This is a genomic window from Hydrogenophaga sp. L310 (assembly GCF_055703065.1).
The window spans coordinates 245,029-265,031 of the sequence record NZ_JBVPZA010000002.1 but is presented as its reverse complement, the minus strand read 5'-3'; the positions used below and the strand labels follow the sequence as shown (position 1 = coordinate 265,031).

17 protein-coding genes are annotated in these 20,003 nt (G+C 68.4%); 14 read left to right on the top strand and 3 right to left on the bottom strand.

Annotation, left to right across the window (positions count from 1 at the left end):
* Positions 1 to 30: 30 nt before the first annotated feature.
* From mutS to AC0GNO_RS04980, 4 genes are all read left to right on the top strand, one after another.
* Positions 31 to 2,631, top strand: a complete 2,601-nt coding sequence (gene mutS / locus AC0GNO_RS04995; RefSeq protein WP_472903168.1) for a DNA mismatch repair protein MutS — start codon at positions 31 to 33, stop codon at positions 2,629 to 2,631.
* The gene (locus tag AC0GNO_RS04990; protein ID WP_472903167.1) at positions 2,628 to 3,455 is read left to right on the top strand and encodes a proteasome-type protease; all 828 of its coding nucleotides are present in this window, start codon (positions 2,628 to 2,630) and stop codon (positions 3,453 to 3,455) included. The genes mutS and AC0GNO_RS04990 overlap by 4 nt, the downstream gene beginning before the upstream one ends.
* 7 nt (positions 3,456 to 3,462) lie before the next feature.
* The gene (locus AC0GNO_RS04985; RefSeq protein WP_472889967.1) at positions 3,463 to 4,302 is read left to right on the top strand and encodes an alpha/beta fold hydrolase; all 840 of its coding nucleotides are present in this window, start codon (positions 3,463 to 3,465) and stop codon (positions 4,300 to 4,302) included.
* Between the two features lie 146 nt (positions 4,303 to 4,448).
* A complete protein-coding gene (locus AC0GNO_RS04980; RefSeq protein ID WP_472903166.1) occupies positions 4,449 to 6,383 on the top strand; it encodes a PAS domain S-box protein in 1,935 nt (644 codons plus the stop codon).
* A gap of 6 nt (positions 6,384 to 6,389) precedes the next feature.
* Here AC0GNO_RS04980 and AC0GNO_RS04975 read toward each other — a convergent pair whose 3' ends face one another.
* Both AC0GNO_RS04975 and AC0GNO_RS04970 read right to left on the bottom strand, forming a co-directional pair.
* The gene (locus AC0GNO_RS04975) at positions 6,390 to 7,220 is read right to left on the bottom strand and encodes an undecaprenyl-diphosphate phosphatase (RefSeq protein ID WP_472889969.1); all 831 of its coding nucleotides are present in this window, start codon (positions 7,218 to 7,220) and stop codon (positions 6,390 to 6,392) included.
* A gap of 107 nt (positions 7,221 to 7,327) precedes the next feature.
* Positions 7,328 to 7,915: a hypothetical protein gene (locus AC0GNO_RS04970; RefSeq protein ID WP_472903165.1), complete on the bottom strand. Its 588-nt coding sequence runs from the start codon at positions 7,913 to 7,915 to the stop codon at positions 7,328 to 7,330.
* 234 nt (positions 7,916 to 8,149) lie between these two features.
* Here AC0GNO_RS04970 and AC0GNO_RS04965 point away from each other — a divergent pair, with 234 nt between their 5' ends.
* The 4 genes from AC0GNO_RS04965 to AC0GNO_RS04950 are packed head-to-tail and all read left to right on the top strand — an operon-like array spanning position 8,150 to position 11,061.
* The gene (locus AC0GNO_RS04965; protein ID WP_472903164.1) at positions 8,150 to 8,455 is read left to right on the top strand and encodes a 2TM domain-containing protein; all 306 of its coding nucleotides are present in this window, start codon (positions 8,150 to 8,152) and stop codon (positions 8,453 to 8,455) included.
* On the top strand, positions 8,452 to 9,105 hold the full coding sequence (locus AC0GNO_RS04960; RefSeq protein ID WP_472903163.1) for a DUF2306 domain-containing protein: 654 nt from the start codon (positions 8,452 to 8,454) through the stop codon (positions 9,103 to 9,105). The genes AC0GNO_RS04965 and AC0GNO_RS04960 overlap by 4 nt, the downstream gene beginning before the upstream one ends.
* A 49-nt stretch (positions 9,106 to 9,154) precedes the next feature.
* Entirely contained in the window at positions 9,155 to 10,252 is a 1,098-nt protein-coding gene (locus AC0GNO_RS04955; RefSeq protein WP_472903162.1) for a sensor histidine kinase, read from the top strand.
* Complete coding sequence (locus tag AC0GNO_RS04950; RefSeq protein ID WP_472903161.1) at positions 10,249 to 11,061, top strand: LytR/AlgR family response regulator transcription factor; 813 nt, start codon at positions 10,249 to 10,251, stop codon at positions 11,059 to 11,061. The genes AC0GNO_RS04955 and AC0GNO_RS04950 overlap by 4 nt, the downstream gene beginning before the upstream one ends.
* Before the next feature lie 674 nt (positions 11,062 to 11,735).
* On the opposite strand, the gene hutC is transcribed toward AC0GNO_RS04950, so the two are convergent.
* A complete protein-coding gene (gene hutC / locus AC0GNO_RS04945) occupies positions 11,736 to 12,473 on the bottom strand; it encodes a histidine utilization repressor (protein WP_472903160.1) in 738 nt (245 codons plus the stop codon).
* A 140-nt stretch (positions 12,474 to 12,613) separates the two neighbouring features.
* On the opposite strand from hutC, the gene AC0GNO_RS04940 reads away from it, so the two are divergent.
* From AC0GNO_RS04940 to hutG, 6 genes are read left to right on the top strand one after another with little or no spacing between them, the layout of a single operon-like run.
* Positions 12,614 to 13,942 carry a YjiH family protein gene (locus tag AC0GNO_RS04940; RefSeq protein ID WP_472903159.1) on the top strand — a complete coding sequence of 443 codons (1,329 nt, stop codon included), beginning with the start codon at positions 12,614 to 12,616 and terminating at the stop codon, positions 13,940 to 13,942.
* A 43-nt stretch (positions 13,943 to 13,985) separates the two neighbouring features.
* Positions 13,986 to 15,683, top strand: coding sequence for a urocanate hydratase (gene hutU / locus AC0GNO_RS04935; RefSeq protein ID WP_472903158.1), 1,698 nt, complete (start codon positions 13,986 to 13,988; stop codon positions 15,681 to 15,683).
* 11 nt (positions 15,684 to 15,694) lie between these two features.
* On the top strand, positions 15,695 to 17,236 hold the full coding sequence (gene hutH, locus AC0GNO_RS04930; RefSeq protein ID WP_472903157.1) for a histidine ammonia-lyase: 1,542 nt from the start codon (positions 15,695 to 15,697) through the stop codon (positions 17,234 to 17,236).
* Positions 17,237 to 17,243: 7 nt separating this feature from the next.
* Entirely contained in the window at positions 17,244 to 17,849 is a 606-nt protein-coding gene (locus AC0GNO_RS04925; RefSeq protein WP_472903156.1) for a HutD/Ves family protein, read from the top strand.
* Positions 17,846 to 19,063: an imidazolonepropionase gene (hutI, locus tag AC0GNO_RS04920; protein WP_472903155.1), complete on the top strand. Its 1,218-nt coding sequence runs from the start codon at positions 17,846 to 17,848 to the stop codon at positions 19,061 to 19,063. The genes AC0GNO_RS04925 and hutI overlap by 4 nt, the downstream gene beginning before the upstream one ends.
* Positions 19,060 to 19,998, top strand: a complete 939-nt coding sequence (gene hutG, locus AC0GNO_RS04915) for a formimidoylglutamase (protein ID WP_472903154.1) — start codon at positions 19,060 to 19,062, stop codon at positions 19,996 to 19,998. The genes hutI and hutG overlap by 4 nt, the downstream gene beginning before the upstream one ends.
* The last annotated feature ends 5 nt before the right edge of the window (positions 19,999 to 20,003 follow it).

The following is a 20,003-nucleotide window of genomic DNA, read 5'->3' as shown; positions in this document are numbered from 1 at the left end:
GCAGGACAGGATCTTTCCCGGCACACCCCCATGATGCAGCAGTACCTGGCCATCAAGGCCGGGTACCCGCACACGCTGGTTTTTTACCGCATGGGCGACTTCTACGAGCTGTTCTTCGGCGATGCTGAAAAAGCCGCGCGCCTGCTCGACATCACGCTCACGCAGCGCGGCCAGTCGGCCGGGGAACCGGTGGTGATGGCCGGCGTGCCCTTCCATTCCATCGACAACTACCTCGCACGCCTCATCAAGCTCGGTGAATCGGCCGCCATCTGCGAGCAGGTGGGCGATGTCGCCACGGCCAAAGGCCCGGTGGAGCGCAAGGTGGTGCGGGTGGTCACGCCCGGCACACTGACCGACAGCGAATTGCTGTCCGACAAGACCGAAGCGCTTCTCATGGCAGTGCACCCCGGCGCGCGCACCGGCGTCGGGCTGGCCTGGATGTCGGTCACGCAGGGCATCGTGTTCCTGGCGCAATGCGCGAGCGACGAACTGGCCGACTGGATCGCCCGCGTCGCGCCGGGCGAACTGCTCTACAGCGCCGAAGTCACGCCCGCTTTTGAAAAGAACGTGCAGGCGCTCGCCGCCCAGCCGCTGGCGAATGGCCAGCGCACCGTGGCCGTGCTGCGCCCTGCCTGGGCGTTCGACGGCGCCTTGGGCGAACGCAAGCTGCTCGAACAGCTCGGCGCCGCCAGCCTGGCCGCCTGGGACGCACAGGGCCTGACCGACGCCCACGCCGCCGCCGCCGCCCTGCTCGACTACGCCGAACACACGCAGGGCCGCGCGCTCAGCCATGTGAAGAGCCTGCGCGTGGCGCGCAGCGACGAGCTGATCGACCTGCCGATCACCACGCGGCGCAACCTCGAACTCACCCACACCCTGCGCGGCGAGACCAGCCCCACGCTGTTCTCCCTGCTCGACGTGTGCCAGACCGGCATGGGCAGCCGGGCACTGCGCAGCTGGCTGCTGGAGCCCAAGCGCGATCGCTCGGAGGCGCGCGCCCGGCTCGACGCCATCGGCCTGCTGCGCAATGGGCTTGCCAACTCCCTGCGCAACGCGCTCAAAGGCGCGAGCGACGTGGAGCGCATCACCGCCCGCACGGCGCTGCGCCAGGTGCGCCCGCGCGAGCTGGTCGGTCTGGGCCAGACGCTGGGCCGCGCGCAGCAACTCGCCCAGGGCCTGCAACACGGCCTGCCCGCGGGCGGACCGGCCCTGCTGATGCAGATCGCGGCCGACCTCACACCACCCGCCGGCTGCGCCGACCTGCTGCTGGCCGCGCTGCTGCCCGAGCCGGCCGCACTGGTGCGCGACGGCGGGGTGATCAATCATGGCTTCGACGCCGATCTGGACGAACTGCGCGGCATCCAGACCAACTGCGACGGTTTCCTGATCGACCTCGAAACCCGCGAGCGCGCCCGCACCGGCATCGCCAACCTGCGCGTGCAGTTCAACAAGGTGCACGGCTTCTACATCGAGGTCACGCAGGGCCAGATCGACAAGGTGCCCGACGACTACCGCCGCCGACAGACGCTGAAAAACGCCGAGCGCTTCATCACGCCCGAGCTCAAGGCTTTTGAAGACAAGGCGCTCAGTGCACAGGAACGCGCGCTGGCGCGCGAGAAGTGGCTCTTCGAACACTTGCTGGACGAACTGCAGGCTTACATCGACCCGCTCACCCGCCTGGCCCGCGCTCTGGCCGCGCTGGACGCGCTCTGCGCCCTGGCCGAACGCTCGCTCACGCTCAACTGGAGCGCGCCGTTGTTCGTCGCCGAACCCTGCGTCGAGATCCGCGCTGGCCGCCACCCGGTGGTGGAAGCGCGGCTGAACGAAACCACCGGCGGCAGCTTCATCGCCAACGACACGGTGATGGGTCCGAAACAGCGCATGCAGGTCATCACCGGCCCCAACATGGGTGGCAAGAGCACCTACATGCGCCAGGTGGCGGTGATCGTGCTGCTGGCCAGCATGGGCAGCTACGTGCCGGCGGCGGCCTGCCGCCTCGGCCCCATCGACGCCATCCACACCCGCATCGGCGCCGCCGACGACCTGGCCAACGCGCAATCCACCTTCATGGTCGAGATGACCGAGGCCGCGCAGATACTGAACGCCGCCACGCCACAAAGTCTGGTGCTGATGGACGAGATCGGTCGCGGCACCTCCACCTTCGACGGCCTCGCACTGGCCGGCGGCATCGCCGCCCACCTGCACGACAAAGCCAAAGCCTTCACCCTGTTCGCCACCCACTACTTCGAACTCACCGAGTTCCCCGCCGCCCACCACGCCGCAGTGAACGTGCACGTGAGCGCGGTCGAAGGTGGCGGAAAATCGGGCATCGTCTTCCTGCACCAGATCGAACCCGGCCCGGCCAGCCGCAGCTACGGCATACAAGTTGCAAGGCTCGCTGGCGTGCCGGCGGCGGTGGTGCAGCACGCGCGCCACGCCCTGGCCGCACTGGAAAGCCAGAGCGAACAGAGCCGCAGCCAGGTGGACCTGTTTGCACCACCGCCGCCGAGCGCCGAACCTGAAACCCACCCCTTGCTGGCTGCCCTGCGGGGCATCGACCCCGACGCACTGAGCCCGCGCGAAGCGCTGGACCAGCTCTACCAACTCAAGAAACTCAGCCTGCAACCATGACCTACTGCGTCGCCGTCAAACTCAACGCCGGACTGGTCTTCCTGTCCGACTCGCGCACCAATGCGGGCCTGGACCAGATCAGCACCTTCCGCAAGATGATCGTCTACGAGAAGCCGGGCGAGCGCTTCATGTGCCTGCTCTCGGCCGGCAACCTGAGCATCTCGCAGTCGATCCGCGAGATCCTGCAGGTCGAGCAGGTGGAGGACATCGCCGGCGGTGAGCCCATCACCATCTGGAACGCCAGGAGCATGTTTGACGCCGCGCGCGTGCTCGGCTCGGCGGTGCGCCACGTGTACGAACGCGACGGCGAATCGCTCAAACGCGCCGGTGTGGAGTTCAACGTCTCCATGATCTTCGGCGGCCAGATCCTGGGCGAGGGTATGCGCCTGTTCCAGGTCTATTCGGCGGGCAATTTCATCGAGGCCACGGCCGAAACCCCGTTCTTCCAGGTCGGGGAATCCAAATACGGCAAACCGGTGCTCGACCGCGTGATCACGCCCGAGACCCCGCTGGACGAGGCCGCCAAGTGCGTGCTGGTGTCCATGGACAGCACGCTCAAGTCCAACCTCTCGGTGGGTCTGCCGCTGGACCTCGCGGTGTACGAGGTCGACCAGCTGCAGAGCGACAAGATCACCTGCATCGACGAAAACAATCCCTACTTCCGCATGGTGCACAACACCTGGGGCCAGAAACTGCGTGAGGTGTTCGACAGCATCGAACACCCGACCTGGGACGGTGCCCACACCGAAGTGCCCCTGCTGTGTGAAAGCCCGCGCAACCAGCCACTGAAGAAGATCTCGAACTCAAGAGAAAAACTGATCTGATCAGGCCATGTCCCTGATCATCTTCTCCCACGCCAACAGCTTCCCCGCCAGCACCTACGGCGTGCTGTTCAAGTCGCTGCGGGCGCGCGGATTTTCCGTGCGGGCGCCCGAAAAGTTCGGTCACGACCCGGCCTACCCGGTCACCAGCAACTGGCCACATCTGGTGCAGCAGCTGGCCGATTTCGCGGCGCCGGAGATTGAGCGCCACGGCCAGCCGGCCTGGCTGGTCGGTCATTCGCTGGGCGGTTTCCTGAGCCTGATGTGCGCCGCGCGCCACCCGGCACTCGGCGGCCACGGCATCAAGGGGGTGCTGCTGCTGGACTCGCCCGTGCTGGGCGGCTGGCGCGCCCGGGCGCTGGAACTGGCCAAGCGCACACAGCTGGTGGGCTCGATCTCGCCCGGCAAGATCAGCCGCAAGCGCCGCAACGCCTGGCCCGACGCCCAGGCCGCGTTCGACCACTTTGCCCACAAGAAGGCCTTCGCCCGCTGGGAACCGCAGGTGTTGCGCGACTACATCGCCCACGGCACGCACGACGAAACCATCGCACAGGGCACGCGCCGCGTGCTCAGCTTCGAGCGCGATGTCGAAACCGCCATCTACAACACCCTGCCCCACAACCTCGACCGCCTGCTGCGCCGCCACCCGCTGCAGGCGCCGGTGGCCTTCATCGGCGGCACCGAATCGCAAGAGATGAAACAGGTCGGCATGGCCATGACCCACCGGCTGGTGGGCAAGAACCACCCCGGGCGCCTGCTCATGGTGGAAGGCAGCCACCTGTTTCCGATGGAAAGGCCCCAGGAGACGGCCGCAGCCATCGAACGCGCGCTCCAGAGCCTGGCGCGCTGAGCGGCCACGGGCACCCACCCCGGGTGCCAAGGGGCGGAAACCCGGGTGAAATCCGGCGCTCGTTCGGCCGACCGGCCAGGGACTTCCTCCGGTATAACAGCTGACAGACGTCGCCCGTTCCCACACCGGCTCCCGCCCAAGACCCCATGCCCTACACCGACGAACCGTCGAACCCCCTCCATCGCCTCTGGCGGCAGATCGCGGGTTGGCAGCCCGACCGCCACAGTCTCTGGAGCCGCTATGCGGTCGCCGTGGCCATCACGCTGGCGGCCGCCCTGTTGCGCATGGCCCTGGCGCCGGCCGAATCGGGCGGGCGCTTCATCACCCTGTCCCTGGCGGCGGCCCTCTCGGCACTGTACGGCGGGTTTCGCGCCGGCATGCTCAGCACCGTGCTGGGCATGGTGATGGTCAACTTTTTCCTGGTCAAACCCTATGGGTCGCTGGCGTTTGACGACCCGGGCGAAGCCTTCTGGCTCAACCTGTGGCACTTCATCACCGCGCTGGTGGTGGTGGGCGCCATCGCGCTCATGCAGCGGCAAAACCGCCTGTGGCGCGCAGCCGGTGAAGCGGTGCAGCGCAGCACCCGGCAACTGGCAGACACCTTCGAGCACAGCGCCACCGGCATGGCCCACAGCCAGCTGGACGGGCGCTGGATCCGTGTCAACCAGACCTACTGCGATCTGGTCGGCTACACCCGGCAGGAAATGGAAACCATGAGTTTTCGGGATTTCACCCACCCCGACGATCTGGAACTGGACCTCACCCTGCTGGCGCGCACCCTGGCAGGCGAAACCGACCACTACAGCATCGAGAAGCGCTATATCCACAAACGGGGCCACACCGTCTGGGTGCACCTGACGCTGTCCCTGGTGCGCACGGCCGAGGGGGCACCCGACTACCTGATCGCGGTGGTGCAGGACGTGAGCGACCGCAAGGCCACCGAAGAGGCCTGGCGCACCAGCGAACAGCTGCTGCGCCAGGCCCAGCAGCTCGCCGGTCTGGCCACCTGGCAGGCCGACGTGGCCACGAGGCGCTTCACCACCCTCGCCGGCTCCAAGGACATCCTGGGCCTGCCCAGCACCGAATTCAGCGACGAGGAACTGCTCGCGATCACCCATCCGGACGACCGCCCGGTGGTGCTGCGGCAGTGGGCCCTGGCGGTGCAGGGCAAGGCGGTTTATGACATCGAATACCGGTTGCGCATTGGCGATCACGAGCGCTGGTACTCGGTCCAGGCCGATTTCGAGCGCGACGCGCAGGGCCGGGCCGTGCGCGCGCTGGGCGTGACACTGGACGTGACCGAGCGCAAACAGGCCGAGCTGGAAATCCAGCGCCTCAACGCCTCGCTGGAGAACCGCATCCAGCACCGCACCCAGGCCTTGCGGGACGCCTACGACGAGCTGGAGAGTTATTCCTACGCGGTGGCGCACGACCTGCGCTCACCGCTGCGCATCATCAACGGCTTCGCCCAGGCCCTGCAGGAGGACAACCCGGCGCTGGATACCGCCAGCCTCAGCCACCTGCAACGCATCATGGCCGCCAGCAAAAAGATGGGCCTGCTCATCGATGGCCTGCTGCAGCTCTCGCAGATCGGCCGGGGTGAGGTGCAACGCCAGCCGGTCAACCTCGGCGCCATCGCCACGCGGCTGCTGGAAGAACTGGCCGCGGAATCTCCTCAACGATCCGTCACCTGGTCCATCGAGTCCGACCTGCACGCCTGGGCCGACCCCTCGCTGGTCGACGCCCTGCTGCAGAACCTGCTGCACAACGCCTGGAAATACACCGCAGCCACGCCGCAGGCACACATCCGGGTGTTCACCCGGGAGGTGGATGGTCAGACCCATTTCTGCGTGAGCGACAACGGTGCAGGCTTCGACATGGCCCGTGCTGAAAAGCTCTTTCAGCCTTTCCAGCGCCTGCACCAGCCGCACGAATTCGAGGGACTGGGCATCGGACTGGCCACGGTGCAGCGCATCGTGCAGCGCCATGGCGGCATGCTCCACGCCGAGGCCGCACCCGGCCAGGGGGCCACGTTCTGTTTCACACTGCCTGGCGAAGCGTCTCCCGAATCGCTGCCCTGAACCGGTTCAAGCCTTCCAGTCGACCCACCCCAGGCTCGCGGTCAGCAGGATCAGGCCGCCAAAAGCGATGCGGTACCAGGCGAACGGCACGAAGGTGTGGTTGCCAACGAAACGCAGCAGCCACTTCACGCACACCCAGGCCGACAGCCACGACACCAGCAGGCCGACGGTGAACAGCGGCAGGTCGGCCATGCTCAGCAGATCGCGGTTCTTGTAGATGTCGTAAACCGCCGCGCCAAACAACATGGGGATGGCCAGGAAAAAACTGAACTCGGTCGCGGCCTTGCGGTTGAAGCCCAGCAGCATCGCGCCAATGATGGTGGCACCCGAACGGCTCACGCCCGGCACCAGCGCCGTGCACTGCACCAGGCCCACCTTGAGCGCGTCGGTCCAGCGCACGCCATCGACATCCTCCACGTGCACCCGGGCCCCTTTGGTCTGCAGGCGCTCGGCCCACAGGATCACCAGCCCACCCACGATGAAGCCCAACGCCACCACCACCGGGTTGAACAGCACGCCCTTGATCACGTCGATGAACAGCACTCCCGCCACCGCTGCGGGCAGAAACCCGATCAGCACATTCAGCGTGAAGCGCTGCGCCGAGCGCTCACGCGGCAGGCCCAGCAAGGTCTCCCAGAGCTTGCCCGCGTAGAGCGAAACGATGGCCATGATCGCGCCGGTCTGGATCACCACCTCAAACAGCTTGATCTTTTCGCCCGGCATGTCCAGCAGCGCGGCCGTCAGGATCAGGTGACCCGTGGAAGAAATCGGCAGGAACTCGGTCAGGCCCTCCACCACGCCCATGATGGCGGCCTTGATCAACAACACAACATCCATACAGTGTCCGGCGCGCAGCGCGCTTCGCAAAAAAAAGAACAGGCCAACCACTGGCCTGTCTGCAAGCGCCTATCCTACCTGCCCCGGCTGCTGATCTGCAGCGCGCCTCAACGCGGCAACGGGTCGAGCTGCAGTTCCAGCCCACCCGGCACCACCCGCAGCGCGCCGGGCTGGTAGCCCCGGCGCCCGACCGCCTCCAGGTCTTCGGGCTTGAGGCGGTGAACCACCAGATCCGGCAGCAAGCCCTGAACCAGCGCACCGCCCAGGCGCTTGAAACGCGCCGCATTCGACGGCGACGCGTCGGGCAGATCCATGTTTTCCAGCCGCACATCGGTGAGCCGCACCGTGTTGTCGACCGGTTCCAGGCGCAGGCCGTAGCTCAGGCTGAGCGTGCCGCGCTGCGTGCGCGTCTCGACCAGCGGCATGCCCACGGTGAAATCCAGCTGGGTGCCGATGCGGTTCTCAGCCGGCATCAGCCGCAGCCTGGGCGTGTCCAGCGTGACGTCGAACAGCTCCAGGTAACGGTTGCTGCGCGGAAACTGGCGCGCGATCGCCTCCATCAGCTTCTTCTCGGAAACCCTGACGGTGCGCGGGCCGGGTTGCAGTGCCGCGCAGCCGGTCAGAACCCCGGTGGACAGCGCGCCAGCCACCAGCATCCCGGACCAAAGCAGCTGTCGTCGGGCGGTGTCGGGCATTCGGTGTTCCTTGGCAATGGGGGTGGGTCGGCCCATTGTAGGAACACCACGGCCCGCCCCCGATCAGCGGGTCTGAAGCACCGGGCCAGCGCGCCACGCCCACCCTTCACGCCCGCGGGCGGCATTTCACACCCGCGCTCCGTCGTTCCGTCGCAACCGGCTCGCACCCGAACGGGTCGCGCGGCACAGTCACGCCACGGTCCTCGCAACGACCGACCAACCCAGGAGCCACCCATGAACGCCAGCACCCCTTTCTCGCTATCGCCCGACCAGGAGCGCCTCGCGTTACGGCGCGTCAAGGCCCGCCTGGGCTGGTACACCCACGCCTTCATCTACGTCTGTGTCATCAGCGGCCTGACCGTGCTGGGCTGGTGGCAGGGCCACCTGTGGCCGGTGGCGCCGGCCCTGGGCTGGGGTTTCGGCCTGCTGATGCACGGCCTGGGCGTGTTTGGCTTCGGCGCCGGATCGGACCTGCGCCAGCGGCTGGTGGAGCAGGAACGCCAGCGCCTGTACGCCGCCTCCAACGGAAAACAGCCATGACAAACCGCCCCAACCCTTCCATCGCCTGGTGGACCCTCACCCTGTTCTGTCTCGGCGTGGGCGCCTACGCCTGGGTGCTCTACGGCCTGCTGCCCGAGGTGCCGGCCACCGCGCCCGAGTTCCAGGCCAGCTTCGCGCGCCATCACCCCACCGTGTTCTACGTGCACGTGATGGCCGCCGCCCTGGCGCTGCTGATCGGGCCCTGGCAGTTCCTGCCCGCGCTGCGCGCGCGGCACCCGCGCCTGCACCGCTGGCTCGGCCGCGTCTACCTTGGCGGCGGCGTGCTGGCCGGTGGCGTCTCCGGCCTGCTGCTGGCGCCCAACACCTTCGGCGGCCCATTGGCCAACCTGGGTTTTGGCGTGCTCGCCCTGCTCTGGCTGTTCAGCGGATGGCGCGCCTACCGCGCCATCCGCCAGGGCCGGGTTGACGAACACCGGCGCTGGATGTTGCGCAACTTTGCGCTTGCCTGCGCGGCCGTGACGCTGCGGCTCTACCTGCCGCTGTCCTTCGTCAGCGGCCTGCCGCTGGCACCGGCCTACGCCGCCATCGCCTGGCTGTGCTGGGTACCCAACCTGCTCTGGGCCGAGTGGCACATCCGGCGCAGCGCGCCAGCACCCGTCGCGGCCCGGCTGGGTGCTTTCGCGGGCTGAGGTCAGCGTGCCAGAATCGTCCGCGTCCCACCATCGGCTGCTGCTGCCCATGACCCTGCGCCCCGACCCCGCCCTGCTGCGCTGGCTGCCCTCCGACAGCCGCCGCGGCGTGGCTCAGCGCATGGGCATCGTCTGGGCCGTGGCGCTGCTGATCGCGCTGTTCCAGTGGGGCTCGGGCCACAAGAACCACAGCCTCGACGCGTCCCTGGTCTACAGCTACGCCATCAGCACCGCCATCTGGTTCCTCACCGACCCCGGCCGCATCGCGCTGCACCGCCTGCTCGGCACGCAGGGGCCGCACTACTGGGGGCTGTCGCTGCGCATGATGGCCTACCTGCTGGCGGGCGTCGTGGTTGGCTACACACTCGGCACCTTCGTCGGGGACGCCTACACCGGCCACTCCACCTGGGCGCTGCTGGCGTCGTCGCCCCTGCGATTCTTCGGTTTCTGGCTCTCCACCCTGGGCATCAGCCTGGGCTTCCTGTTCAGCTTTTACCAGCGCGCGCGCAACCAGGACCTGCAGCGCCAGGCCACCGAAGCGCGGCTCAAGTTGCTGGAAACCCAGCTCGAACCCCACATGCTGTTCAACACCCTGGCCAACCTGCGCGCGCTGATCGCCACCGACCCGCCGCGCGCCATGGCCATGCTCGACCGGCTTAACGACTACCTGCGCGCCACGCTGCGTGCCTCGCGCACCGACGGATCGACCGGCAGCCACACCCTGGCCGACGAGTTCGCCCGCCTGCGCGACTACCTCGAACTCATGGCCCTGCGCATGGGGCCGCGCCTGTCGTTCACGCTGGACCTGCCCGAGGCGTTGCAGCGCCATCCGGTGCCGCCGCTGCTGCTGCAGCCGCTGGTGGAAAACGCCATCCGCCACGGGCTGGAGCCCAAGCTCGACGGTGGCCGCATCGACATCCGCGCCAGCACCGACGGCACCGGGCAGCTGCTGCTGGAGGTGGTTGACACCGGCGTCGGCATGGACACCGCTGGTGCACCACACAGCGGCAGCGGCTTTGGTCTGTCGCAGGTGCGCGAGCGCGTGGCCAGCCTGCCCGGTGGCGGACGCGTGGACCTGAGCACGCAGCCTGGCCACGGCGCCACGGTGTGCATCCACTTGCCTTTGTTGAACACCCCCCAGCCATGAACGCCACCGCCCTCATCGCCGAAGACGAACCGCTGCTGGCCGCCGCGCTGCAGGCCGAACTCGCGCGCGCCTGGCCCGCGCTGCGCGTGCTGGCCACCGTGGGCCACGGCGCCGCGGCTGTGGAACAGGCCCTCGTGATGCAACCGCAGGTGCTGTTCCTCGACATCCGCATGCCCGGCCTGAGCGGCCTGGAAGCCGCCGTGCAGCTGGCCGAAGAATGGCCGGAAGGTGGCCCGGGCGCGGCGCCTTTCCCGGCCATCGTCTTCGTCACCGCGTACGACCAGTACGCCGTGCAAGCCTTCGAAGCGCAGGCGGTGGACTACCTGCTCAAGCCGGTACAGCCCGAGCGCCTGGCGCGCACGGTACAGCGCGTGCAGCAGGTGCTGGCGCAGCGCAGCCCCGCCGAGGTGACCGCGCCGCTCGAACACACGCTGACCCAGCTGCGCGCCCTGCTCGCGCCTGCGGTGGCGGCCTCGCCCAGCGAGCCGCTGCGCGTGATCCAGGCCAGCGTCGGCCAGCAGATCCGGTTGGTGCCGATCGACGAGGTGCTGGTGTTCGAGGCCGCCGACAAGTACGTGCGCGTGCTCACCGCCAGCGAAGAGCTGCTGATCCGCACTCCGCTCAAGGACCTGACGCCGCAGCTCGACGCCAGTCTGTTCTGGCAGATCCACCGCGGCACCGTGGTGCGCGCCACCGCCATCCACAGCGTCAGCCGCGACGAAGCCGGCAAGCTCAGCCTGCGGCTGCGCGGGCGCACGGAGTCGTGGCCTGTGAGCCGGCTGTACGCAGGGCAGTTCAAGGCTATGTGAATGCCTGGCCTGTCGGGGTCTTGGTCGATGCGATGCTGGGGAACAACGGTCTTGTTCTTTCTTGCACCTCGCGGCGCCAAGGCGTGTGCGCTCAGGCCGCAGCGCTTAAGTGAAGCGGTCGGTGCTTTGCACCGACTTCCCTGCGATGCTCGCGGCCGTGGCCTGTCGCACAACTCGCTGCGTTCGCTGCGCTCTCTCCGCTCAGACAAGTGCGACAAATCAGTTGACGAAGCGCGCTGCGCGCGCGGCCACGACCACTGCGCTTCTCGGCGCCTCACACGGCGCGCTGCGGCCTGAGCGCACACGCCTTGGCTGAAGTGGTTTGGGCTCGCTACCAGTGGAAGTCGAAATCGCCGCTTTGCTGCGGCCAACGTTTTCGATTGGGCGTGCTGGACGCAACATCACTTCATGCTGCGGCAGGCGCTGTCCGGTGGGGGCGATGTTCCGGGGTGGCTGTGTCCACCAGCCTGGGGCCGGGCGCGCAAGTGCGCGCTTCGTTTCATGCTCGCGGCCACTGTCTGAGCGGAGAGAGCGCAGCGAACGCAGCGAGTTTGGCCGCGCCGGCCCCAGGCTGGTGGACACAGCGAAGTCGGCGCAAAGCGCCGACCACCCCGGATGAGCCCCCATCGGGCAGCGCCTGCCGCAGCCGCGAGGTAGCTAACACCAAAGAGGCGCTAAAAACTGCCCGTGAACCGGTAACGCGCCGCCGGGTGCCACATCGCCGCCACCGACGCCACCTGCCCTTGCGAATGCGTCTGCCGGCGCAGCACCAGACAGGGCTCCTCGGGTGCCATGTGCAGCATCTCGGCCACGTCGCGCGGCGGCAGGCAGGCTTCGATGACGAAGCGCACGCCCTGCAGCGGCGCCACGCGCATCAGGTAGGCGTTGGGCGTCTGGCTGGCGAAGTCTTGCGCGAGGTAATCGGGTGCCACCGACGGATTCACGTAGCGGTCTTCGACCTGGATCGGCTCGCCGTCCTCGAAGTGCACCACCACCGAATGGAACAGCGGCTGCTCGGCCTTCAGCCCGAACTGCCGCCCCAGCGCCTCGCCCGCCTTGATGCGCTCCAGCTTGTGCAACTCGCTGCGGTGCACGTGGCCGCGCGCGGCGATCTCTTCGGCGATGTTGCGGATCTCGACCAGCGTGGCCTGGTATTTCTGCTGCGCCACGTAGGTGCCCGAGCCCTGCACCCGCTCCACGATCTGCTCGTCGCTCAGCTCGCGGATCGCGCGGTTCACCGTCATGCGCGACACGCCGAAGGTGCGCGCCAGCGCCTCTTCGCCCGGGATCGCCTCGCCCTCCTGCCAGGTGCCGCTCTGGATCTGCGCCAGCACATGCTGTTTCACCCGCAGGTAGGCGGGCGTGCGGTCTTCGGCGGCCGCAGCGGGCAAGGGGGTGGAACCGTTCGACATAGGGTTTTTACGGGGGTATCAACCGATGAAGTGGTATTGACAGGTGGGATTATGGCCAGATAAAGTTGTATATACATATCGCAGACAAGTATTTTGATATGTACAGACATACCATCGAAACCGCCCCGAGGAAACCGCCCATGAACACCCGCACCGCCACGGCGTCCAGCCCGCCCGTCCCCGCCGCCGCCTTCCTGCGCCTGCTGGCCTACAGCAGCATCGGGCTGGTGATGTTTTTCCTGCCGCTGGAGATCGCCGGCAAGACCACCATCCTGTTCGACCACGCCGCCACCTACCTCGCGCAACAGCAGCGCAGCCTATCGGTCGCGCTGGTGCTGGCGCTCATGGCCTGGGGCGCGGCCGCGCCCTTCATCAAAGGCAGCTGGCGCGCCAGCACCACCACCGTGTTCAGCGTGCTCAAGGTCATGGGCCTGGTGCTGGCGCTGATGTATTTGCTGAAACTTGGGCCCGCGCCGCTGTTCGAAAAGGACATGCTGCCCTTCCTGTTCGACAAACTCGCGCTCACCGTCGGCCTGATCGTGCCGCTGGGCGCGGTGGCGCTGGCCTTCCTGGTCGGTTTCGGTCTGCTGGAGCTGGTGGGCGTGCTGATGCAGCCCGTCATGCGGCCGATCTGGCGCACGCCCGGTCACTCCGCGATCGACGCCGTCGCCTCCTTCGTCGGCAGCTACTCGGTTGGCCTGCTGATCACCAACCGCGTCTACGTCGAAGGCAAGTACACGGCGCGTGAAGCGGCCATCATCGCCACCGGCTTCTCCACGGTCTCGGCCGCTTTCATGGTCATCGTGGCCAAGACGCTGGGACTGATGGAAGCCTGGAACTTCTACTTCTGGTCCACCTTCGTGATCGCGTTCGCCGTCACCGCCATCACCACCTGGCTGCCGCCGATCTCGCGCATGGACAACAGCGGCGGCGTGAGCAGCGCCCTGCCCGCCGGGCGCAACCGCTGGCAAGCCGCCTGGGACGCCGGCCTGGCCCAGGCCAGCAACGCGCCGCCGCTGTGGCGCGTGCTGCGCGACAACCTGCGCGACGGCCTGGCCATGGCCAGCGCGGTGGTGCCCACCATCCTCGCCGTCGGCCTGATCGGCCTGCTGCTGGCGCGCTACACCCCGGTGTTCGACGTGCTGGGCCTGTTGCTGCTGCCCTTCGTGTGGCTCGGTGGCCTGGCCGAACCGGTGGCGACTTCCAAGGCCCTGGCCTCGGGCCTGGCCGAGATGTTCCTGCCCGCGCTCCAGCTCAAGGGCGCCGACCCGGTGGTGCGCTACGTCGCGGCCGTGGTCTCGGTCAGCTCGGTGCTGTTTTTCTCCGGCTCGATCCCCTGCGTGCTGGCCACGCGCATCCCGATCTCGCTGCGCCAGATGGTCGGCGTCTGGTTCGTGCGCACCGCGCTGAGCATCCTGCTCGCCGCCGGCGCCGGCCACATCGCGTTTGCCCAGGGCTGGATCGCCTGATCCCACCCCCTCTTCACCCCACCGCTTTTTCAAGGAGTTCCCCATGAACACCAACACCGACCCCCGCCTCGACCCCACCCGCGTCATCCGCGCTCCGCGCGGCAACACGCTGACCTGCAAGAACTGGATCGCCGAAGCCGCCTACCGCATGATCCAGAACAACCTCGACCCCGAGGTCGCCGAGAACCCGCAGCACCTCGTGGTCTACGGCGGCATCGGCCGTGCCGCGCGCGACTGGGCCTGCTTCGACCAGATCCTCGCTTCGCTGAAAGACCTGAACGACGACGAGACCCTGCTGGTGCAGTCGGGCAAGCCGGTCGGCGTGTTCAAGACCCACAGCAACGCGCCGCGCGTGCTGATCGCCAACAGCAACCTGGTGCCCAAGTGGGCCAACTGGGAGCACTTCAATCAACTCGACCGCAAAGGCCTGTTCATGTACGGCCAGATGACCGCCGGCAGCTGGATCTACATCGGCAGCCAGGGCATCGTGCAGGGCACGTTCGAGACCTTCGTCGAGGCCGGCCGCCAGCACTACAACAACGACCTCTCGGGCAAATGGATACTCACCGCCGGCCTGGGCGGCATGGGCGGCGCGCAGCCGCTGGCGGCCACGCTGGCCGGCGCCTGCTCGCTCAACATCGAGTGCCAGCAAAGCAGCATCGACTTCCGTCTGCGCACGCGCTACGTCGACAAGCAGGCGCGCGACATCGATCACGCGCTGGAGCTCATCAAAGAGCACACCGCCAAGAAAGAAGCTGTCTCCATCGCCCTGCTGGGCAACGCCGCCGAGATCCTGCCCGAGCTGGTGAAGCGCGCGAAGGCCGGCGGCATCAGGCCCGACCTGGTGACCGACCAGACCTCGGCGCATGACCTCATCAACGGCTACCTGCCCGTGGGCTGGAGCGTGGCGCAGTGGAAGGCCGCGCAGAAGGACCCGGCGCAACACGCCCGCCTGACCGCCGAAGCTGCCCAGGGCTGCGCGGTGCACGTGCAGGCCATGCTGGACTTCCAGAGCATGGGCATCCCCACGGTGGACTACGGCAACAACATCCGCCAGGTCGCGTTCGACCAGGGCGTGAAGAACGCGTTTGATTTCCCCGGCTTCGTGCCGGCCTACATCCGCCCCATGTTCTGCGAAGGCAAAGGCCCGTTCCGCTGGGTCGCGCTCTCGGGCGACCCGGAAGACATCTACAAGACCGACGCCAAGATCAAGGAACTGTTCCCGAACAACCACCACACGCACCGCTGGCTCGACATGGCGCGCGAGCGCATCGCCTTCCAGGGCCTGCCCGCGCGCATCTGCTGGCTCGGTCTGGGCGAGCGCCACATCGCCGGCCTGGCCTTCAATGAAATGGTGAAGAACGGCGAGCTGAAAGCCCCGATCGTGATCGGCCGCGACCACCTCGACACCGGCTCGGTCGCCAGCCCCAACCGCGAGACCGAGGCCATGAAGGACGGCACCGACGCCGTGAGCGACTGGCCGCTGCTCAACGCCCTGCTCAACACCGCCGGCGGCGCCAGCTGGGTCAGCCTGCACCACGGTGGCGGTGTGGGCATGGGTTACTCGCAACACTCGGGCATGGTGATCGTGGCCGACGGCACTGATGCCGCGGCCGAGCGCCTGGCGCGCGTGCTGGTGAACGACTGCGGCTCGGGCGTGATGCGCCATGCGGATGCGGGCTATGAACTGGCGATTGCCACAGCGAAAAAACAAGGGCTCAAGTTGCCCATGATCGGATGACACTTCACACCATGACCCACACCCTCACCCTCCACCCCGGCCAGATGAGCCTGGCCGATCTGCGCACCGTCTGGCAACAAGCCGTGCGCATACAACTGAGCGACGACGCGCAAGCGGGCATCGCCGCTTCGGCAGCCGCCATCCACGCCATCGTGCACAAAGGCGAGGCGGCCTACGGCATCAACACCGGCTTTGGCAAGCTCGCCAAGACGCGCATCCCCGACGACCAGCTGGAGCTGCTGCAGCGCAACCTGATCCTGTCGCATTCGGTCGGTACCGGCGAACCCATGAGCGACGCCACCGTGCGCCTCGTGGTGCTGATGAAGGCCGCGAGTCTCGCGCGCGGCTACTCGGGTGTGCGCCCCGTCGTCATCGACACGCTGCTCGCCCTGCTCAACGCCGGCATCACGCCGCGCATCCCGGTCAAGGGCTCGGTCGGCGCCTCGGGCGACCTCGCGCCGCTCTCGCACATGACGCTGGCCCTGATGGGCGAAGGCGAGGTGCGGATGAACGGCGAGTGGTTGCCCGCCGCCGCAGCGCTGAAAGCCACCGGCATCACCCCGCTCACGCTGGCGGCCAAGGAAGGCCTGGCGCTGATCAACGGCACCCAGGTCTCCACCGCGCTCGCGCTGCACGGCCTGTTCATGGCCGAGCGCCTGCTCGAAGCCGGCACCGTGACCGGCACGCTCAGCGTCGATGCGGCCAAGGGCAGCGACGCACCCTTCGACCCGCGCATCCACGCGGTGCGCGGCCAGCCCGGCCAGATCGCCGTGGCCGCCGCCACGCGCGCCCTGCTCGCGGGCAGCCAGATCCGCCTCTCGCACGTGGTGGACGACGAACGCGTGCAAGACCCCTACAGCCTGCGCTGCCAGCCGCAGGTCATGGGCGCCTGCCGCGACCTCATCAACAACGCCGCGCGCACCCTGCTCACCGAAGCCAACGCCGTCACCGACAACCCGCTGGTGTTCACCGACACCAACGAGGTGCTCTCGGGCGGCAACTTCCACGCCGAGCCTGTGGCCTTCGCCGCCGACACGCTGGCGCTGGCCATCGCCGAGATCGGCGCGATTTCAGAGCGCCGCATCGCGCTGCTGATCGACAGCACGCTCTCGGGCCTGCCGCCTTTCCTGGTGGACAACCCGGGCCTCAACAGCGGCTTCATGATCGCCCACGTCACGGCCGCCGCGCTGGCCTCGGAAAACAAGTCGCACGCCCACCCCGCCAGCGTGGACAGCCTGCCCACCAGCGCCAACCAGGAAGACCATGTGAGCATGGCCACCTACGCCGGGCGCCGCCTGGCCGAGATGGCCGACAACACCGCCACCATCCTCGGCATCGAGTGGCTGGCCGCCGCGCAGGGCGTGGACTTCCACCGCCCGCTCGCCACTTCGCCGCGCCTGGCCCAGGTGCACGCCGCGTTGCGCGCCGAGGTGCCGTTCTACGACAAGGATCGCCTGTTCGCACCCGACATCGAAGCCGCCCGCCGGCTGGTGCTGGAGGGTGCGGCCGGTGCGGCGCACCAGGACCTGTTCGCCGAAGTCTGGTCGCACTGAACGCACCATGAACAGCGCTCGCACCATCACCGTGGACAACACCCCGGCCACGCCGTGGCGCAACGGCGGTGGGGTCACGCGCGAGCTGCTGGCCTGGCCCGGCCCAACAGACTGGCGGCTGCGCATCAGCGTGGCCGACATCGCCACCGACGGCCCGTTTTCGGCTTTCCCCGGCGTGCGGCGCTGGTTCACGCTGCTCTCGGGTGAGGGCGTGGTGCTCGACTTTCCCGACCACCCGCTGACGCTGCGCCCCGGCGATGCGCCGCTGGCGTTTGACGGCGCCGCCGCACCCGGTTGCCAACTGATCGGCGGCCCGGTGCGCGACCTCAACCTCATGGTTCGTGATGGCACGGGCGGCATGGCCGCCGTGTCGCCCGGCGCCGCCTGGCAAGCCCCCGCCGGAGCCCGGGCCGGCCTGTTCGCACGCGTGCCCGGCCGCTGGCGCAACGGCGAAGAGCAGCGCACACTGCCCGCTCTCAGCCTGCTCTGGTTCGACGCGCCGCCACCGGGCGACTGGCGCTTTGAACCCGACCCCACCTCATTGATCGAATTGAACCCACCGGCGCCCGCCGGCTGGTGGCTGCACCACATTCCCGAAGGCGTGACCCCATGACCACCACCACCCTCTGGCACAACGCCCGCATCGCCACGCTGGACCCCTCCCACGGCGCTGACGGCTGGGGCCTGATCGAAGATGGCGCCGTGCTCACCGCCGGTGACCAGATCGCCTGGGTCGGCCGCAACCGCGGCCTGCCATCCCACGCCCGGCCCGCTCACGAAATCGACCTTGGCGGCGCGCTGGTCACCCCCGGCCTGGTGGACTGTCACACCCACCTGGTCTACGGCGGCCAACGCGCGGCCGAGTTCGAGCAGCGCCTGCAGGGTGCGAGCTACGAAGCCATCGCGCGCGCAGGCGGCGGCATCCGATCCACGGTCGCGGCCACGCGACACGCCAGCAAAGACGACCTGCTCGCCAGCGCCACGCAGCGCGCAAAAAGCCTCATGGCCGAGGGCGTGACCACGCTGGAGATCAAATCGGGCTACGGCCTCTCGCTGGAGGCCGAAGCGCGATGCCTGCGCGTGGCGCGCCGGCTCGGCGTTGAACAGCGCCTGGATGTCAAGACCACCTTCCTCGGCGCCCACGCCCTGCCGCCCGAATTCGAGGGCCGACCCGACGATTACATCGACGCCGTCTGCGCCTGGCTGCCCGAACTGCACGCCCAGGGCCTGGTGGACGCGGTCGATGCCTTCTGCGAAAACATCGGCTTCAGCCCCGCACAGACGCGCCGTGTCTTTGAAGCGGCCAAAGCCCTCGGCCTGCCCGTCAAGCTGCACGCCGAGCAACTCTCCGACCAGGGCGGCGCCGCGCTCGCGGCTTCGTTCGGCGCGCTCTCCTGCGACCACCTCGAACACCTGAGCGACGCCGGCATCGCGGCCATGAAGACGGCAGGCACCGTGGCCGTGCTGCTGCCCGGCGCCTATTACTTCCTGCGTGAAACGAAGCTGCCGCCCATCGCGGCGCTGCGCGCGGCCGGCGTGCCCATGGCCGTGTCCACCGACCACAACCCCGGCACCTCGCCGGGCCTGTCGCTGCTGCTCATGGCCAGCATGGCCTGCACGCTGTTCCGGCTCACGCCGCTCGAAGCGGTGCAGGGCATCACGCTGCACGCCGCGCGCGCGCTCGGCCTGAACGACCGCGGCCAGCTCGCCGCCGGCCAGCGCGCCGACTTCGTGGCCTGGGACCTCGACCACCCGAACGAACTGGCCTACTGGTTTGGCCGCAACCCCTGCCGCCGCGTGATCGCGGCGGGACTGGAGCGCACATGAACCCGGATCAAACCTTTGAATGGCGCGGCCGTGACGACACCGAAGAAACCGGCGTCAGCTCCCGCTGGCACCACCGCGTTCAGCCCGCCACTGCACACAGCAACGGCGGCGTCACGCTGATCGGCTTTGCCGTGGACGAAGGCGTGCGCCGCAACGCCGGGCGCACCGGCGCCGCCGCCGGGCCGCTGGCACTGCGCGGTGCGCTGGCCAACCTGCCCGTGCTGGGCGAGCCCGAGCTCTGGGACGCGGGCGATGTGGGCTGTGAAGACGGCGGGCTCGAAACCGCGCAGGCGCAACTGGGCGAGCGCGTGGCCGAGGCCATGGCGCGTGGCAGCCTGCCGCTGGTGCTCGGTGGTGGCCACGAAATGGCCTGGGGCACGTTCCAGGGCATCGTGAAGGCCCGGCCCGACGCCAGCCGCCTGCTGGTGGTCAACTTCGACGCACACTTCGATCTGCGCGTGGCCGCCCGGGGGAACTCGGGCACGCCGTTCCGCCAGATGCACGACTGGTGCGCCGAGCGCGGCCAGACCTTCAACTACCGCGTCTTCGGCATCAGCCGGTTCGCCAACACCCAGGCCCTGTTCGACCGCGCCCACGCCATGGGCGTGCGTTACTGGCTCGACGACAGCCTGCAGGACGCCGCCGGTCAAAGCAACGCGCAGCAGGCGCTGGCCACCGACCTCGCGAACTGCGACGCGGTGTACCTCACGGTGTGTCTGGATGTGCTGCCCGGCGGCCAGGCCCCTGGCGTGTCAGCGCCGGCGCCGCTGGGTGTGCCGCTCGCGCAGGTGGAGCGGCTGATCGATCAGGTGCTGGCTTCTGGCCGCGTGGTCGCGGCCGATATCGCCGAACTCAACCCGGCGCTGGACCGTGATGGCCTGACCGCCCGGGTGGCGGCGCGGCTGGCGGCGCGCATCGCGCGCAGCCGCGCCTGAAACCC

Coding starts and splice junctions, on each gene's coding strand:
- hutI (WP_472903155.1), top strand. CDS start 17,846: ATGACCACCACCACCCTCTGGCACAACGCCCGCATCGCCACGCTGGAC.
- hutH (WP_472903157.1), top strand. CDS start 15,695: ATGACCCACACCCTCACCCTCCACCCCGGCCAGATGAGCCTGGCCGAT.
- AC0GNO_RS04950 (WP_472903161.1), top strand. CDS start 10,249: ATGAACGCCACCGCCCTCATCGCCGAAGACGAACCGCTGCTGGCCGCC.
- hutG (WP_472903154.1), top strand. CDS start 19,060: ATGAACCCGGATCAAACCTTTGAATGGCGCGGCCGTGACGACACCGAA.
- AC0GNO_RS04980 (WP_472903166.1), top strand. CDS start 4,449: ATGCCCTACACCGACGAACCGTCGAACCCCCTCCATCGCCTCTGGCGG.
- AC0GNO_RS04955 (WP_472903162.1), top strand. CDS start 9,155: ATGACCCTGCGCCCCGACCCCGCCCTGCTGCGCTGGCTGCCCTCCGAC.
- AC0GNO_RS04965 (WP_472903164.1), top strand. CDS start 8,150: ATGAACGCCAGCACCCCTTTCTCGCTATCGCCCGACCAGGAGCGCCTC.
- AC0GNO_RS04985 (WP_472889967.1), top strand. CDS start 3,463: ATGTCCCTGATCATCTTCTCCCACGCCAACAGCTTCCCCGCCAGCACC.
- AC0GNO_RS04925 (WP_472903156.1), top strand. CDS start 17,244: ATGAACAGCGCTCGCACCATCACCGTGGACAACACCCCGGCCACGCCG.
- AC0GNO_RS04975 (WP_472889969.1), bottom strand. CDS start 7,220: ATGGATGTTGTGTTGTTGATCAAGGCCGCCATCATGGGCGTGGTGGAG.
- hutC (WP_472903160.1), bottom strand. CDS start 12,473: ATGTCGAACGGTTCCACCCCCTTGCCCGCTGCGGCCGCCGAAGACCGC.
- hutU (WP_472903158.1), top strand. CDS start 13,986: ATGAACACCAACACCGACCCCCGCCTCGACCCCACCCGCGTCATCCGC.
- AC0GNO_RS04970 (WP_472903165.1), bottom strand. CDS start 7,915: ATGCCCGACACCGCCCGACGACAGCTGCTTTGGTCCGGGATGCTGGTG.
- AC0GNO_RS04990 (WP_472903167.1), top strand. CDS start 2,628: ATGACCTACTGCGTCGCCGTCAAACTCAACGCCGGACTGGTCTTCCTG.
- AC0GNO_RS04960 (WP_472903163.1), top strand. CDS start 8,452: ATGACAAACCGCCCCAACCCTTCCATCGCCTGGTGGACCCTCACCCTG.
- AC0GNO_RS04940 (WP_472903159.1), top strand. CDS start 12,614: ATGAACACCCGCACCGCCACGGCGTCCAGCCCGCCCGTCCCCGCCGCC.
- mutS (WP_472903168.1), top strand. CDS start 31: ATGATGCAGCAGTACCTGGCCATCAAGGCCGGGTACCCGCACACGCTG.